The organism is Sediminicola luteus (genome assembly GCF_002514735.1).
Taxonomy (GTDB): Bacteria; Bacteroidota; Bacteroidia; order Flavobacteriales; family Flavobacteriaceae; genus HQA918.
Window position 1 is genome coordinate 16,700 of sequence record NZ_NBWU01000008.1, and the last position, 15,440, is coordinate 32,139.

Sequence of the window (15,440 nt, forward strand, 5' to 3'; positions counted from 1 at the left end):
TAAAAAAGCCCTCGTGTATAAAGAACTATACATGAGGGCTTTTTTAGTTTAAGGGATGCCGATTTATGTTAAGTTGTGAAACCTTAGCCCATTAAAAAAACCTTTAAATCGGCATAACTAGCTATCTTGATGAATTCTTTTTGCTTATCCATCAGCGTTTTGATGTTTTCGGGAAGGGCAATCTCAAAATCGAATACGCTTTCCATAACATCCAGAAATTTAATGGGATGCGCGGTCTCTAGGAAAATACCGAGTTTGTCCGGATGGTCTTCCATATACTTTTTTAACCCTAAATACCCAACGGCACCGTGAGGATCCATGGTGTAACCTGTACGCTTTTGTACATCGGCCATGGCTTCTCGGGTAGCATCGTCGGAAAAGGAAGATGAAGATAAATGCCCTTTTAGGCGGTCGAAATCATTACCATATATCTTTCGGATACGGATAAAGTTACTGGGGTCGCCCACATCCATGGCATTCGAGATAGTAGCAACCGATGGTTTAGGTTCGTATTGGCCTGTAGCCATAAAATCAGGGACCACTTGGTTGGCGTTGGTTGCAGCCACAAAATGGTGTACCGGCATACCCAATCGGTGGGCCATCATTCCGGCACAGATATTACCAAAGTTTCCGCTAGGCACAGAAAAAACCAATTCCTTGCCTAAGGCTTTGGTTTGTTTGTACGCCAATAAAAAGTAGAACATTTGGGGCAGCCAACGGGCCACATTTATCGAATTGGCCGAGGTCAACTGTCTTTTTCCGGTAATGTCGGTATCCAAAAAAGCCGATTTCACCATATCCTGACAATCATCGAAGGTACCATTGACCTCCAAAGCCGTAATGTTCTGCCCCAACGTGGTCAATTGACGTTCTTGAATATCGCTTACCTTGCCTGAAGGGTAAAGAATAACCACTTTTACCCCGGGTACGCCTAAGAATCCATTGGCTACGGCACCACCGGTATCGCCCGATGTGGCTACCAAAACCGTAACTTCTTGGTCTTGGTCTTTTGAAAAGTAGCCTAGGCAACGGGCCATAAAGCGGGCTCCGACATCTTTAAAGGCTAAAGTAGGGCCATGGAACAATTCCAAGGTTGAAAGGTTGCCATCAACGGGAACTACCGGAAAGTCGAAATCCAACACTTCAGAAACAATTTTTCGAAGTTCAGCTTCCGGAATAGCATCGCCAACAAAGGGCGAAATGGCCCGGTAAGCGATTTCTTCGGTTGAAAGGGTCTCTATGTTTTCGAAAAATTCGGGTTCCAGTTGGGGTATTTCCATAGGAAAATACAAGCCTCTATCCGGGGCTATACCTCGGATTACCGCATCTTTAAAACTGGTGTTGGGCGATTGTCCGTTTAAACTGTAGTACTGCATGTTTATAAGATTTTTACCCCACTTGGGTTTATGGGGCTTCTATGGATATCGAATTCGATACCGGTTTTTGAATAGACTTGATACATGGCCTCGGCCACTTTTTCGGCATTTTCAGTACCTTCGCTTAGAGCGAAAATAGATGGGCCCGATCCCGAAATACCCGAACCTAAAGCACCCGCCTCTAAAACGGCTTGTTTTACTTCTTGGAACTGCGGGATTAAGATCGCGCGTAAAGGTTCTACGATATGGTCTTCGAGGCTACGACCGATCAAGGCGTAGTCTTGGGTGTACAGCCCGGCGATCAATCCGCCCAGGTTGCCCCATTGCTTTATCCCATCTTTAAGCGATATCGATTGTTTGAGAATGTTTCTCGAATCGGCGGTCTTTACCTGTATCTGCGGATGTATGACCGTGGCATGTAATTCGGCCGGGGCATCTATTTTAATGATATCCAAGGGGTCGTAGGAGCGTACCAAGGTAAAGCCACCATACAGGGCAGGCGCCACATTATCGGCATGGGCGGCACCACTGGCCAATTTTTCGCCTTCCATGGCAAAACGTACCAAATCTAGGGTATCGAAAGGGGTACCCAATAGGTGGTTTACGGCCCAAACGGCACCTGCCGAGCTAGCGGCACTACTGCCAATTCCGCTTCCGGGTTTTATGCGTTTATCGATCTTAATATCGATGCCGTTCTTGAAACCTCCCTTTTCCAACAAGGCCTTTACGGCTACCCCAGCTACGTTTTTATCGGCTTCCAAGGGTAGGTCTTGTCCCAGTATTTCCGTAATCCGAACCTCTCCGGAATTGGTCTTGGTCAGGGTCATTTCGTCGCCGACCGTGTCTAAGGCCAATCCCAAAACATCGAAACCACAAGATACATTGGCCACCGTTGCCGGACAGAATACTTTTATGCTATCGCTTGCCATAACAGCTGGTTTATTGAGTTAAATAACGGCATTTTTTCCATGGCATTAAAAGTTTCCGATGCGGATGATGTCGGCAAAAATACCGGAAGCCGTAACATCGGCCCCAGCGCCTGCTCCTTTTACGATCAAAGGTTGCTCGGGGTAACGGTCGGTAAAGAACAATACGATATTATCGCTGCCTTCCAGATTGTAAAAATCGTGTCCTTGCGGAATATGTTGTAGGCCTACATTGGTCTTACCGTCCACGAATTCGGCCACATACTTTAAACGACTGTTTTCGTTTTGGGCGGCTGAGAATAGCTGTTGGAAATGTGCTTCGTTTTTCTCTAAACTGGCAAAGAAATCGGCATTATTGGTGGTGTCCAAGGCCTCTTGGGGCAAAAAGGAACGGTTTTCTATATCGTCCAGCTCCATTTGATGGCCACTTTCACGGGCCAAAATCAAGATTTTACGCATAACATCGACCCCGCTCAAATCTATTTTGGGGTCGGGCTCGGTATAGCCTTGGTCCATGGCTTGTTGCACTACCTCTTGGAAAGTAATGCCATCATTAAAGTTGTTAAACACGAAATTCAATGAACCGGAAAGTACGGCCTGTATCTTACGCACCCTATCCCCTGAAGCTATCAGGTTCTTTAGGGTATCGATTATGGGCAGTCCTGCACCGACATTTGTCTCAAATAAAAAGGGCGCATTGTATTTTTTAGCCAAGCTTTTCAATTCGGCATAATTACCATAATCGGCTGAACAGGCGATCTTGTTACAGGTAACCACCGAGATACTGTTCTTTAGATAGTTTTGATAACTTTCCGAAACGGCGGCACTGGCGGTATTATCTACAAATATGCTGTTGCGCAGGTTTAAGGTTTGTATTTTTTCGAAAAAAGAACCCTGGTCAGCTTTAGCTCCAGCGGCCAAATCGGCTTCCCATTGGTTAAGGTCTATACCTTCTTCATTAAAAGTCATGGTACGCGAATTAGCGATACCTATTACCCGAACGTTCAGTTTCAGGTTCTCTCGAAGGTAGCTTTGCTGTTGTTTAATCTGGTTCAGGAATTTACCACCCACATTACCTACCCCCATAACAAAGAGGTTGAGTTGCTTTATGTTTTCTTCAAAGAAACGCTCATGCAGGGCATTCAAGGCCTTTTTTACATCTTCTTTGCGTATAACGGCAGAAATATTCTTTTCCGAGGCCCCTTGGGCAATGGCCCTAATGTTCACATTGTTTTGGCCTAGGGTGCGGAACATTCGACCGCTTAAGCCCTGATGGTGCTTCATATTATCGCCTACCAATGCGATTATGGCCAATTGGGTCTCTACCTTAACCGGCTCTATTTGATTGAGTGATATTTCGTGTGCAAAAGCTTCGTTGATCACCTGTTCGGCTTTTTGTGCCATACTTTCCGAGATGCCCACACAAATAGAATGTTCCGAGGAGGCCTGGGTAATCATGACCACACTGATATCGGCCTGTGATAGAATCTGAAAGAATTTCATGGATACCCCAGGGATACCGATCATTCCCGGACCTTCCAACGAAAGTAGGGCAATACCATCGATATGACTGATGCCCCTTACGGTTTTGCCATTGCCATTGGTGTTTTCCGAAATCAAGGTACCTGCCTCTTCAGGGGCAAAGGTGTTTTTGATTACAATCGGAATCTTTTTTTGTAGCACGGGTTGTATCGTAGGCGGATAAAGCACCTTGGCACCAAAGTGGGAGAGCTCCATAGCCTCTTCATAAGAGATATGAGGTATGGCACGTGCTTGTTTTACCACCCGTGGGTTAGCCGTATACATACCACTGACATCGGTCCAGATTTCCAGTATTTCGGCATTGAGAGCAGCGGCGTAAATGGCGGCGCTGTAGTCAGAACCACCACGACCTAATGTAGTAGCGGTTCCCTGGGCGGTAGCGGCAATGAATCCGGGAGCTAAGACAACATTATAATCTTTAAAAAAGGCATCGCACTGGGCTTGGGTAGCTTCAAAATCTACTTGGGCCTTGCCATGTTGGTCGTCTGTGACAATGAGTTTACGGCTATCGGCATATTTGGCGTCAAGTCCCTCGGAGATAAAATACTGGCAGATCAAGTAAGACGATAAGAGCTCGCCGTAGCCCACGATCTTGTCTGAAAGCTTGGGGGTGATCTCCCCAATTAAAAAGGCACCTTCCAATAGGGTCTCCAGAACATTGAGTTCCTTTTTAATGTGGGCTAAAACCCCCGATTGGGCGGTTACTGGAATCAATGCCTTGGCCGCATCGAAATATCGGGTCTCAATAGCCTCAAGGGTCTCTTTATAACTTGTGTCCTGGGCCGCGGCCAAAGCTGCGGTCTGTAGTAGTAGATCGGTTACCCCACCCAAAGCGGAAACGGTTACCACGCAAGGCTCGTTATGGGACGATACAATCTTTTTTACTAAGCTTATGTTGTTGGCATTGGCTACGGAAGTGCCGCCGAATTTTAAAACTTTCATTCTGAAAATATTGTTGAGTGTGCCTTAAAAAGGATTAGAGGCTGTTTATATTTTGTTTTTGGAATTTGTTATAGGCGATTTTTTTGTCAAATGAGGCTTAAAAAGCGGAGTTTGGCAACGCCATATGAGCATTTTTATAACAAAAAGTGGCGAAAAAAGGGTCATAACAAAACTGAAGGGTAAAACTTAAACAGGCTCTTATTTAATGTAAAAACATTGGGAGGTTTGGAAACCTAAACGGAAGGAAATATACAGACTACCCCAAAGGGGTAATACCGGTAATAATAATGAAAATGCCCCTTCCGGAAACGGAAGTGTCAGTGTTGATCGAATTTTGCAATCTCGGGCACATAATCAAATGATATAGGTTCAAAAGTAGTACTTTTGATGTGCTGTGCAAGCGCTCTCACAAATTTTTCAATAATCGATAATTTTTCCGACCTAAATTTTAAGAATGAAGATTTTTAATGCCCAACAAATATATGATGCGGATAAATGGACGATACAGCGACAGGGTATCTCCAGTGATGAGTTGATGGAACGGGCTGCCATGCAGTTGTTTAATTGGATACATTCCCGATTGCAAGGTGGTGGTACACCTCTCTATATCTTTTGTGGGATTGGAAATAATGGGGGCGATGGTATTGCCTTGGCCCGGCATTTGGTAGAGCATGGGTACCACGTAATGCCCTTTGTGGTGAATTATAGCGAAACCCGTTCTAAGGATTTCTTGCACAATATGGAGCGTTTGAAGGAGCGCAAGGTGTGGCCGGTTTTTTTAAACGATGCCGATGACCTTCCAGAAATACCTAAAGAGGCTATAGTAATCGATGCCATTTTTGGTATCGGTCTAAATAGGCCTCCGGCCGATTGGGTGGTGAAACTGATCCAGCATATTAATGGTTCGCAGGCCTTTACTTTGTCGGTGGACATACCCTCCGGAATGTTCGTCGATAGGCCGGTCGCCGATTATAATGGCGTAATACAGGCAAACTTCGTTTTAAGTATACAAGCCCCGAAACTCGTGTTCTTTTTACCGGAAACAGGAAGGTTCGTGAATCAGTGGCAGGCTTTGGATATTGGACTTGATCCGGCCTTTTTGGCCGAAATGTCTACCGATTTTGAGTTTATAACCAAATATGAGCTGCTGCCGGCCTACCGATCTCGGGAACGATTTACCCATAAAGGGCACTATGGCCATACCCTGGTTATAGGAGGAAGTTTGGGTAAGATTGGGGCGGTGGCTTTGGCTTCTAAAGCCGCATTAAAGGCCGGGGCCGGCTTGGTAAGTAGTTATGTGCCCCAATGTGGACTGGTGCCCTTGCAGTCGCAACTTCCGGAAGCTATGGTCATTGTAGATCAAGGTGAAGGGGCGATTACTAATATTAAGTTTGATGTTGCGCCTACCGTAATCGCGATGGGTATGGGGCTCGGAACCGATGATAACACCAAAAAAACGGTGGGCGATTTTATCGAAGACACCGAGATACCCGTAGTATTGGATGCCGATGGGGTTAATATTTTGGCCCAAAAACCAGAACTCTTGCTAAAGTTGCCGGCCGGATCGGTACTGACACCGCATATCGGGGAATTGAAGCGTTTGTTGGGCGATTGGGGCAATGATTTTGAGAAGTGTGAAAAGGCCAAAAATTTCAGCCTACAATACGATGTGGTTTTGGTGATGAAAGATGCCTACACCATTTGTTGGTACAAAGGCAGGGGGTATATCAATTCTACTGGAAACCCAGGCATGGCCACAGCCGGAAGTGGTGATGTGTTGGCCGGCATCATCGCCGGTTTTATGTCCCAGGGTTACGATGCCCTTACGGCGGCATTGTTCGGGGTGTACCTGCATGGGAGCTCAGGCGATATAGCTGTCGAGGGTATGGGGTATCAAGCATTATTGGCCTCGGATCTGGTCGATAATCTGGGGAATGCTTTTCTAGCGCTTTTTGAAGTACCCCAAGCGCCACCGCAAGAAAGTGGTGGACAGAATGGGCAAGGCGGAAATCAAGCATAAAAAAACCGCACCCTAGGGTGCGGCCTTTCCATTTTCATGTTGTTCTCGAAATTTTCAGTCTATTTTACTTAGACTTTAGTTTTGTTTTTACCCATTCGATCGCGTTCTCATAATCGATAAAGAATTTCATCGGATTTTTGTAGAAAAGCTTTTCGATATTAAAATTATGCATATCGATCTGCTTTAACGATACGACCGCAAAGGCCTTTAAATTGTCCAATTGTCTTAGGTAGTTGTATACCGTAGGATCAATGGCATATGAGTTCTTTCGTAAACTGACATAGCCAAAATCCTTGTCCCTAAAGTGGATTTCCGAGATTCCGATAATTTGGTACATTCTTTCGAGGGTCAGGGTCGCTCCCTCATTAAAAATCGCTACCATATAATTGTCGTAAACCAAGACTTTTCCCAACTCCAACGCATATTCCCTAACTAAAACTTGTTTCTTAGTTTGCCCCAAGTTCATTCCATGTGTTTTTTTAGTCCTTTTTTAAAGGTCACATGAACATCCGGTCCGGTCATTCTTTTCATTTTAGAATGCTCTTTTCAGATGTTTCATCTTTATTACAGTGTCCGAAGCGAAAGTAAGGGCAATGCCATCATTGTTGAAAAAATTTAGATTAAAAGCCTAAATATCGTGTATAAGGTTAGCCAGATGATAATATTCTAAAAAGGTTGCGTGTTAGGGCCAAAAAAAACGCCCCTAAAAGTAGAGGCGTTTACGGTTTTAAAAATTGAAATATTCTAAGCTTCCGAAGACTCTTCCTTCTTTTTGATATCGATGGTCAACTCCTCCTTTTTGGCATCCATATCCATAAGAATACTGTCACCTTCCGATAGTTTCGCGTTTACGATCTCTTCGGCAAGGGCATCTTCTATATACTTTTGAATGGCCCTTTTTAATGGTCGTGCCCCGTATTGTTTGTCGAAACCTTTGTCGGCAATAAAGTCTTTGGCGGCATCGGTAAGGGTTAGGTTGTAACCTATGTCCTTGATGCGTTCGAAGAGTTTCTTTAGTTCTATGTCGATGATCTTATGGATGTCTTCACGCTCTAAAGCGTTGAAAACGATAACATCGTCTATACGGTTCAGGAATTCAGGAGCAAAGGCCTTTTTTAGGGCATTTTCGATAACGCTCTTACGGTGGCTATCTTCCTGTGCCTTTTTAGCGGCGGTACCAAAACCTACACCCTGACCAAAATCTTTTAACTGGCGGGCCCCGATGTTCGAGGTCATTATAATAATGGTATTCCTAAAATCTATTTTTCGACCTAGGCTGTCGGTCAAGAAGCCGTCGTCCAATACCTGAAGCAGCATATTGAATACGTCTGGATGGGCTTTTTCAACCTCGTCGAGCAATACTACCGAATATGGTTTTCTGCGGACTTTTTCGGTCAATTGCCCCCCTTCTTCATAACCTACATAACCCGGAGGGGCCCCAACCAATCGGGAGATGGCGAATTTTTCCATGTATTCGCTCATGTCTACCCGAATCAAGGCATCTTCGGAATCGAAAAGTTCCCGGGCCAATACTTTGGCCAATTGAGTTTTACCGACACCGGTCTGTCCTAAAAAGATAAACGATCCAATGGGCTTATTCGGATCTTTTAGTCCGGCCCGGTTACGCTGAATGGCTTTAGCTACCTTGGCCACGGCCTCGTCTTGACCAATGACATTGTCTTTGATCAATTGTGGTAACTCGGCCAATTTGTTACTTTCGGCTTGGGCAATTCGATTTACGGGTATACCACTCATCATCGAAACCACATCGGCCACATTGTCTTCGGTAACGGTTTCGCGATGAAGTTTACTTTCTTCTTCCCAACGTTCCTGTGCCTGGGCCAATTCTTTCTCCAACTTCTTTTCGTCGTCACGTAGTTTGGCGGCTTCTTCGTAACGTTGCTTTTTGACCACCGAATTTTTCAGCTCTTTTACATCTTCGAGTTGTTTTTCCAACTCCAAGATCTGTTGGGGCACATCCATATTAATTATATGTATGCGCGAGCCGGCTTCATCCAGGGCATCTATGGCCTTGTCTGGTAAAAAGCGGTCGGTCATATATCTGTTTGTCAAAGTAACACAGGCTGCCAAGGCCTCGTCGGTATAATTGACGTTGTGGTGGTCTTCGTATTTACCTTTAATATTCTTAAGGATCTCAATCGTTTCCTCTACAGAGGTAGGCTCTACCATTACCTTTTGGAACCTGCGCTCCAAGGCACCGTCTTTTTCAATATACTGACGGTATTCGTCTAAAGTGGTAGCTCCAATACATTGAATTTCGCCACGAGCCAAGGCTGGCTTGAACATATTGGAGGCGTCTAAGCTTCCCGTAGCACCACCGGCACCAACTATGGTATGTATCTCGTCTATGAACAAGATAATGTCGTCGTTCTTTTCGAGCTCGTTCATAACGGCTTTCATCCGTTCTTCGAACTGCCCTCTGTATTTGGTTCCGGCCACTAAAGAGGCCAGGTCCAAGGTAACCACCCGTTTGTTATACAAGATGCGACTTACCTTTTTGTTTATGATGCGCAGGGCCAAGCCTTCGGCTATGGCACTTTTACCCACACCAGGCTCCCCGATCAATAGGGGGTTGTTCTTTTTACGGCGGCTAAGAATCTGTGATACCCGTTCTATTTCCTTAGTACGGCCAACCACTGGGTCTAGTTTGTTTTCCTCCGCCATCTTGGTAAGGTCGCGGCCAAAGTTATCCAAGACCGGGGTCTTCGATTTTTTGTTGGCTTTTTGACCTTGGTTGCCACTGCCACTAAAACTGCTACCTCCTTTGTCGTCTGCCATATCGTCAGAGTCTTCCGGGAAAGATTCGGCCCTTGGTGATCCAGAAAAGTCTTCTTCGCTGGTAATCATTGACTTAAATTGGTCTTTTACATTGTCATAATCTACTTTTAAACGATGCAAAAGCTTGGTGGTCGGGTCGTTTTCGTTCCGTAGGATACACAACAATAAATGGGCCGTATTTATTGAGGAGCTCTGAAACAACTTCGCTTCAAGGAAGGTGGTTTTCAGGGCTCTTTCGGCCTGTCGTGTTAAATGTAGGTTCTTTTTGTCTTTTTGTGCCATTTCGACACTTGGGTTGGCAGGACTCAGGATTTCGACCTTTCTACGTAGGTTATCAAGGTCTACATCCAGGGCGTCCAATATGCTGATGGCCTTACCGCTTCCGTCTCGTAACAGTCCCAGCATCAGGTGTTCGGTGCCAATAAAGTCGTGGCCTAAACGCAAGGCTTCTTCCTTACTGTAGGCGATCACGTCCTTAACCCGTGGGGAAAAATTATCATCCATATAAATGCCTTTCAACAATAAAATTACTAAATGTAAACGTAAAAAAAGCAAATACCGTACCTAGTTTCGTTAAACTATGGCTAAAAGCCGGAAAATGGGATTTTTTTTCATTTTCCATAGGCCATAAATCGGTTTTTATCGTAGATAAAGGGTGTTGATAAATTCTTTAACAAAAGAACGTTTATCATCGGGTGGGAAGTGCCTATTTACGTATATTGGCATAATTTTTTAACCAATTTGATTCAGTGATTTAATATGGCGGAAGGAGAAAAGTTAATTCCCATAAATATTGAGGATGAAATGAAGTCCGCTTACATTGATTATTCAATGTCAGTGATTGTTTCTAGGGCCCTGCCCGATGTACGCGATGGTTTAAAACCGGTACATAGAAGGGTGCTCTTCGGTATGCATGAATTGGGAGTTAGATCTAGTAGTTCCTATAAGAAATCGGCGAGGATCGTTGGGGAGGTGCTCGGTAAGTACCACCCACACGGAGATACATCGGTTTACGATACCATGGTGCGTATGGCCCAAGAGTGGAGCTTGCGATATATGATGGTGGATGGCCAAGGTAACTTTGGTTCTATAGATGGCGATAGCCCTGCGGCTATGCGTTATACGGAAGCCCGTATGCGCAAGATCTCAGAAGAGATGTTGGCCGATATCGATAAGGAGACCGTTGATCATCAGTTGAACTTCGATGATTCTTTACAAGAGCCCACCGTATTGCCAACCCGTATACCTAATTTATTGGTAAACGGGGCTTCGGGTATTGCTGTGGGTATGGCTACCAATATGCCACCACACAACCTTACCGAAGTGGTAGACGGTACCGTGGCTTATATAGATAATAACGACATAGAGGTCGATGGCCTCATGGAACATATCAAAGCACCCGATTTCCCAACAGGGGGGATCATATATGGTTATGATGGGGTGCGCGAAGCCTTTAAGACCGGTAGGGGGCGTGTGGTAATGCGTGCCAAGGCCGTTATCGAAGAGGTACAGGGTCGTGAATGTATCGTGGTCTCCGAGATTCCGTATCAGGTGAACAAGGCCGATATGATCAAAAAGACGGCCGAACTGGTAAACGATAAGAAAATAGAGGGTATCTCTACCATCCGCGACGAGTCGGATCGTAAGGGAATGCGTATCGTGTACATCTTAAAACGCGATGCCATACCTAATATCGTTTTAAATACCTTATATAAGTATACGGCCCTACAATCTTCTTTTAGTGTCAACAACATCGCCTTAGTTAACGGAAGGCCCGAATTGTTGAACCTAAAGGATATGATCCGCCACTTTGTAGATCATAGACATGAGGTAGTGGTGCGCCGTACGGAATTCGAACTTAAAAAGGCAGAAGCTAGGGCGCATATCTTAGAAGGTTTGATCATTGCCTCGGACAATATCGATGAGGTAATCGCCATTATCCGTGGCTCTTCAAATGCCGATGAGGCACGAACCAAATTAATGGAGCGCTTTAAACTTACCGAGATCCAAGCCCGTGCCATCGTAGAAATGCGATTACGTCAGTTGACCGGACTGGAGCAGGATAAGCTGCGTTCTGAATATGACGATATCTTGGCGGCCATTGAAGACTTTAAGGATATTTTGGCGCGTAAAGAGCGTAGAATGGATATCATCAAAGAAGAATTGATCGAAATCCGTGACAAGTATGGCGATGAACGCCGTTCCGAAATAAACTATGCCGGAGGTTCTTTGAATATTGAAGACATGATTCCGGATGAGCAGGTGGTAATTACCATTTCGCATGCCGGATATATTAAGCGTACCTCGGTAAATGAATACCGTACCCAAAGTAGGGGCGGGGTTGGTCAGAAGGCCTCCGCAACACGTAACCAAGACTTCTTGGAGCATTTGTTCGTGGGTACCAACCACCAGTATATGCTGTTCTTTACCCAAAAAGGGAAGTGTTTCTGGATGCGGGTGTTCGAGATTCCGGAAGGTAGCCGTACTTCTAAAGGCCGTGCCATCCAGAATTTGATCAATATAGAACAAGACGATAAGGTAAAAGCCTTTATCTGTACCAAGGATCTTAAAGATTCGGAATACATAAACAGCCATTATGTAATTATGGCTACCAAAAAAGGAGTGGTCAAAAAGACATCTTTGGAACAATACTCACGTCCGCGACAGAATGGTATCAATGCCATTACCGTGCGCGATGGCGATGAGTTGTTAGAAGCCAAATTGACCACGGGTACCAGTCAGATCTTGCTCGGACTTAAGTCTGGGAAGGCCATTCGATTCGACGAGGCGAAAACCCGACCTATGGGCCGAAACGCCTCTGGGGTACGCGGTATAACCTTGGGCCACGATGCCGATGAGGTAATTGGCATGGTTTCTGTAAACAACCATGATGAAAACATTTTGGTGGTCTCTGAAAAGGGCTACGGAAAACGTTCCAGCCTTGAAGATTACCGCGAGACCAACCGTGGTGGTAAAGGGGTAAAGACCATTACCGTAACAGATAAGACCGGTGGGTTGGTAGCGATCAAAAGTGTTTCGGATGAAGACGATTTAATGATTATCAATAAGTCGGGAATCGCCATTCGAATGAGTGTTAACGATCTTAGGGTTATGGGCCGTGCCACCCAGGGGGTACGTTTGATAAACTTAAAAGGAAAAGATTCTATTGCCGCAGTTGCCAAAGTAATGAAGGAGGATGAGGCTGTAGAAGGAGAAGATGTAAATGATATGGATGTTGATGTAGATACCAACGATAATCCGCAACCAACGGAAGAATAAAACACTAAATTAAATAATTCAATTACTAAGAAATGAAAACAACAATTTCGATAATCGCGGCTTTGGCCTTTACTATGGTCGGTTTTGCTCAAAAAAATGAGATCAAAGCTGCTCAAAAAGCCATCAAGAAAGGTGATTTTGCCGCTGCAAAAACCGCATTGGAAGGAGCTTCTTCTTTGATAGGGGCCGCTGACGATAAAACAAAGGCGCTTTATTATTATACACAAGGGACGGCCCTTAAAGGCTTGTCTGCCACCGATAACAGTGTGCTTAAAGATGCCGTAGCTGCTTATAAAGAGTTAATGGCTGTTGAAGAAAAGAGCGGTAAAAAGAAGTATTCGGCTATGGCCCAACAAGACCTTCAGGTAATGACCGGAGAGGTGGTTAATGCTGCCGTTGCCGATAACAACGCCAAGAATTTCAAGGGGGCTTCGGAGAAATTATACATGGCCTATCAAATGAGCCCAACCGATACCCTTTATCTTTACCATGCCGCAAATTCGGCGATTAGTGGTCAGGATTACGAAGGGGCACTTGGCTACTACAATGAGTTAAAAGAAATCGGTTACGATGGTAGTGGGGTTAAGTATACGGCTTTGAATACGGCTTCAGGTAAACGTGAGGAAATGGACAAGATGCAGCGTGATCTGATGATCAAGTCCGGTACCTATAAGGATCCTAAAGATGAAAAAATCCCATCTAAACGTTCTGAAATCATCAAGAACATTGCTTTGATCTATACCCAATTGGGACAAGATGAAAAAGCTTTGGAGGCCTTTAAAGATGCCCGCGCCAGTTACCCAGGCGATGTAAACTTGATCTTAAGCGAGGCCAACCTTCATTTTAAGCAAGGTAATAAAGAAAAGTTCAAGGAGTTAATGGCCGAGGCCATCGCCTTAGAGCCAGGTAATGCCGATTTACACTATAATGTGGGTGTGATCAATATGGAGCAAGGTAATAACGAGGAAGCTAGAAAGGCGTATAATAAAGCCTTGGAAATCGATCCCAGTTATGTAAATGCTGCTTTGAATATTTCTACTTCCTATGTTAACGAAGGGAACGAATTGGTAAACCAAATGAACGAATTGGGTAGTTCTAGGGCCGATATCGCCAAGTACGATGAGCTTAAGGCTAAAAAAGATGATTTGTTCAATAAAGGGGCCCAGATTTTGGAGGATTCAGTAAAGAGTAATCCTGACAACCAAAGTTTATTGACCCAGTTGAAAAACATTTATGGGGCTTTGGGTGATACCGAAAACTTTATGCGCGTTAAAAAGTTATTGGGCGAGTAATCCCAGTTTCAAATACATAAAAAAGCCTCGGAAAATTTCCGAGGCTTTTTTTTGCGATGACCGGAAATAGTCATGTATTATCTGGTCAGTACTACTGCCGAAGCGCCGCCCCCACCATTACAAATGGCGGCAGCACCGTGCTTACCATCGTTTTGCTTCATAACATGGATCAGGGTAACCAATATTCGGGCACCTGAACAGCCCAGCGGGTGTCCTAAGCTTACGGCGCCTCCATTTACGTTCACATTACTGTCGTTTAGGCCTAAAATCTTCATATTGGCCAAACCAACCACTGAAAAAGCCTCATTTAATTCAAAATAATCGATATCGTCCAATGTCAGCTTGGCCTTGTCCAGGGCTTTAGGTAGGGCTTTGGCAGGTGCAGTGGTGAACCATTCGGGTTCATGGGCCGCATCGGCATACGAAGAAATGGTAGCCAAGGGAGTAAGGCCTAACTCGGCCGCTTTATCGGCACTCATAAGTACCAGTGCGGCGGCCCCATCGTTTATGGTAGAGGCATTGGCAGCCGTAACCGTACCTTCTTTGGTAAAGGCCGGACGCAAGGCTGGAATTTTGTCCATACGGACATTCTTGTACTCTTCATCTTCAGCGACGATAACAGGGTCACCCTTACGTTGGGGTACGGAAACCGGTACTATCTCTTCTTCGAATTTACCAGCTGCCCAAGCATCGGCCGAGCGTTCGTAAGATTGAATGGCAAAAGCATCTTGATCTTCCCTGGAAAAGCCGTATTCGGTGGCACAGGCATCGGCACAAACCCCCATGGCGTTTTGATCGTAAGCATCGACCAAACCGTCCCTTTGCAGACCATCCTCCATTTTGGCCGGACCAAATTTGGTGCCTTTACGCATGTGTACATAATGCGGTATAGAACTCATATTCTCCATACCACCAGCTACTACGATATCGGCATCGCCCAAGGCTATGGCCTGGGCTCCTTGCATTACGGCTTTCATACCAGAGGCACAGACCTTGTTTACGGTGGTACAGGGTACGGTATCGGGTATACCGGCATAAATAGCGGCTTGTCGGGCTGGTGCTTGGCCCGTGCCTGCCTGTACCACATTACCCATCAATACCTCGTCTACCTGCTCGGGTGCTAGGCCTATTTTATCAAGTGCTCCTTTAATGGCGGTAGCGCCCAATCGGGGGGCAGGGATACTTGAAAGTGATCCTAAGAAACTTCCCATGGGTGTGCGAACCGCGGAAACTATTACTACTTTGTTCATGTGCATTTAGTTTT

General features: G+C 45.2%; 9 protein-coding genes. 3 read left to right on the forward strand and 6 right to left on the reverse strand.

The window, feature by feature from the left end; all coding sequences use genetic code 11:
* Nucleotides 1-83: 83 nt before the first annotated feature.
* The 3 genes from thrC to thrA are packed head-to-tail and all read right to left on the reverse strand — an operon-like array spanning nucleotide 84 to nucleotide 4,786.
* On the reverse strand, nucleotides 84-1,376 hold the full coding sequence (thrC, locus tag B7P33_RS17800; RefSeq protein ID WP_097443591.1) for a threonine synthase: 1,293 nt from the start codon (nucleotides 1,374-1,376) through the stop codon (nucleotides 84-86).
* A gap of 2 nt (nucleotides 1,377-1,378) precedes the next feature.
* Nucleotides 1,379-2,305, reverse strand: coding sequence for a homoserine kinase (locus B7P33_RS17805; protein ID WP_097443592.1), 927 nt, complete (start codon nucleotides 2,303-2,305; stop codon nucleotides 1,379-1,381).
* A 45-nt stretch (nucleotides 2,306-2,350) separates the two neighbouring features.
* Complete coding sequence (thrA, locus tag B7P33_RS17810) at nucleotides 2,351-4,786, reverse strand: bifunctional aspartate kinase/homoserine dehydrogenase I (protein WP_097443593.1); 2,436 nt, start codon at nucleotides 4,784-4,786, stop codon at nucleotides 2,351-2,353.
* A gap of 454 nt (nucleotides 4,787-5,240) precedes the next feature.
* Between thrA and B7P33_RS17815 the strand changes: the two genes are divergently transcribed.
* Nucleotides 5,241-6,806, forward strand: coding sequence for an NAD(P)H-hydrate dehydratase (locus tag B7P33_RS17815; protein ID WP_097443594.1), 1,566 nt, complete (start codon nucleotides 5,241-5,243; stop codon nucleotides 6,804-6,806).
* A 64-nt stretch (nucleotides 6,807-6,870) separates the two neighbouring features.
* On the opposite strand, the gene B7P33_RS17820 is transcribed toward B7P33_RS17815, so the two are convergent.
* Nucleotides 6,871-7,272: an STAS/SEC14 domain-containing protein gene (locus tag B7P33_RS17820; protein WP_097443595.1), complete on the reverse strand. Its 402-nt coding sequence runs from the start codon at nucleotides 7,270-7,272 to the stop codon at nucleotides 6,871-6,873.
* Nucleotides 7,273-7,550: 278 nt separating this feature from the next.
* A complete protein-coding gene (locus tag B7P33_RS17825; RefSeq protein WP_097443596.1) occupies nucleotides 7,551-10,109 on the reverse strand; it encodes an ATP-dependent Clp protease ATP-binding subunit in 2,559 nt (852 codons plus the stop codon).
* Nucleotides 10,110-10,364: 255 nt separating this feature from the next.
* Between B7P33_RS17825 and gyrA the strand changes: the two genes are divergently transcribed.
* Nucleotides 10,365-12,884, forward strand: coding sequence for a DNA gyrase subunit A (gyrA, locus tag B7P33_RS17830; RefSeq protein ID WP_097443597.1), 2,520 nt, complete (start codon nucleotides 10,365-10,367; stop codon nucleotides 12,882-12,884).
* Between the two features lie 32 nt (nucleotides 12,885-12,916).
* Nucleotides 12,917-14,176, forward strand: coding sequence for a tetratricopeptide repeat protein (locus tag B7P33_RS17835; RefSeq protein ID WP_097443598.1), 1,260 nt, complete (start codon nucleotides 12,917-12,919; stop codon nucleotides 14,174-14,176).
* A 77-nt stretch (nucleotides 14,177-14,253) separates the two neighbouring features.
* Here B7P33_RS17835 and B7P33_RS17840 read toward each other — a convergent pair whose 3' ends face one another.
* Nucleotides 14,254-15,426, reverse strand: a complete 1,173-nt coding sequence (locus B7P33_RS17840) for a thiolase family protein (RefSeq protein ID WP_097443599.1) — start codon at nucleotides 15,424-15,426, stop codon at nucleotides 14,254-14,256.
* Nucleotides 15,427-15,440 lie beyond the last annotated feature (14 nt).

Excerpts from the sequence above, each read along its gene's own strand:
- thrC (WP_097443591.1), bottom strand. The coding sequence starts at position 1,376 with ATGCAGTACTACAGTTTAAACGGACAATCGCCCAACACCAGTTTTAAA.
- B7P33_RS17805 (WP_097443592.1), bottom strand. The coding sequence starts at position 2,305 with ATGGCAAGCGATAGCATAAAAGTATTCTGTCCGGCAACGGTGGCCAAT.
- thrA (WP_097443593.1), bottom strand. The coding sequence starts at position 4,786 with ATGAAAGTTTTAAAATTCGGCGGCACTTCCGTAGCCAATGCCAACAAC.
- B7P33_RS17815 (WP_097443594.1), top strand. The coding sequence starts at position 5,241 with ATGAAGATTTTTAATGCCCAACAAATATATGATGCGGATAAATGGACG.
- B7P33_RS17820 (WP_097443595.1), bottom strand. The coding sequence starts at position 7,272 with ATGAACTTGGGGCAAACTAAGAAACAAGTTTTAGTTAGGGAATATGCG.
- B7P33_RS17825 (WP_097443596.1), bottom strand. The coding sequence starts at position 10,109 with ATGGATGATAATTTTTCCCCACGGGTTAAGGACGTGATCGCCTACAGT.
- gyrA (WP_097443597.1), top strand. The coding sequence starts at position 10,365 with ATGGCGGAAGGAGAAAAGTTAATTCCCATAAATATTGAGGATGAAATG.
- B7P33_RS17835 (WP_097443598.1), top strand. The coding sequence starts at position 12,917 with ATGAAAACAACAATTTCGATAATCGCGGCTTTGGCCTTTACTATGGTC.
- B7P33_RS17840 (WP_097443599.1), bottom strand. The coding sequence starts at position 15,426 with ATGAACAAAGTAGTAATAGTTTCCGCGGTTCGCACACCCATGGGAAGT.